The sequence below is a fragment of the Streptomyces sp. CBMA123 genome (assembly GCF_014596465.1).
Classification (GTDB): Bacteria; Actinomycetota; Actinomycetes; order Streptomycetales; family Streptomycetaceae; genus Kitasatospora.
Genome location: NZ_MECK01000486.1, coordinates 1 through 1,270, shown reverse-complemented (window position 1 = coordinate 1,270; position 1,270 = coordinate 1). Strand labels below are relative to the sequence as shown.

Annotated in this window: 1 protein-coding gene; it reads left to right on the top strand. The window is 77.5% G+C overall.

Annotation, left to right across the window (positions count from 1 at the left end):
• A partial coding sequence (locus BG452_RS34930) for an ATP-binding protein (protein ID WP_188308358.1) occupies positions 1–1,270 on the top strand: 1,270 nt, incomplete at both ends.

The following is a 1,270-nucleotide window of genomic DNA, read 5'->3' as shown; positions in this document are numbered from 1 at the left end:
CGAGGAGGCCGAGGCCCGGCAGGCCACCGCCGACCGGCGCGCCGCCGCGCTGCTCGCCGAGATCGGCCACCTCGCCCAGGAGCGGGTCTCCGCCACCGCCGTCCGGCTGACCCACACCAACGCCCCGCTGGTCGGCCCGCTGGACGCGCGGACCGTCGGCCCCGAGGGCGTCCGGGCCCTGCAGTTCGTCCTGGACGCCACCACCGCGGCCCTCGCCGACGAGCGCGAGCGGGTCGACGCCGCCGCCCGGGCCGCCATGCGCGGCGCCACCTCCCGGATCCAGACCCTGCTGTACCAGATCCAGAGCCTGGTCCAGCAGCTCCAGCACGACAACGACGACCCCCGGCTGCTGGAGGTCGACTTCCGCAACGAGGTCGCGCTGCGCCGGATCCAGACCGTCGCCGTGCTCTGCGAGGCCTGGCCTGGCCTGGCCCGGACCGACTCCCCGCTCGCCGAGGTGGTCGTCGGCGCGCTCTCCCGGGTGCCCGGCTACGCCCGGATCAAGGTCGCCAACCACCTGCGGGAGCAGCGGCTGGCCGTGGTCGCCCGGGCCGCCGAGCCGATCGCCATCGCCATCGCCGAACTGCTCGCCAACGCCACCGCCTACTCCCACCCGGAGACCGACGTCCCGGTCACCGTCCAGCAGGGCGGCCGCGGCGCGCTGGTGATCGTCGACGACAGCGGCATCGGCATGGACGAGGACCAGCTGCGCCGGGCCCGCCGGCTGCTGGCCGGCCCGGCGGACGTGCTGCTCACCGAACTGGGCAACCCGCCCAAGACCGGCTTCGCGGTGGTCGGCAAGCTGGCCCGCCAGTACGGCTTCACCTGCCACATCGAGCCCTCGCCGTACGGCGGCATGCGGACCATCCTGCGGATCCCGGCCGCGCTGGTGACGACGGTGGACGACGAGCAGCCGCTGTCGGTGCTCACCCCGCTGCCGCTGCGGGCCGGCAACGGCCCGGTCCCGGCGCCCGCCGTCGCGGCCGTCCCGCCGATGCGCGACGCCGACGAGCAGGAGCCGCCGGTGCTCGCCGACCGCCACAACCAGCCCGGCCCGCACCCGGCACCCGCCATCCACGTGGTGCCCGACCCCGATGCGGGCGCCGCCCCCGACGGGGACGGCAGCGGCCTGCCCAGTCGGCGCCGGCGCCGTCCGCTCACCACCGAGGAGCCGGGGACGGCCCCGGGAGCACCGGCGGCGGAGGCGGCGGGCGGCCCGGGGGAGCGGCCCGCACCGTACGTCCGCAGCCCCGAGCAGGCCGCCGCCCAC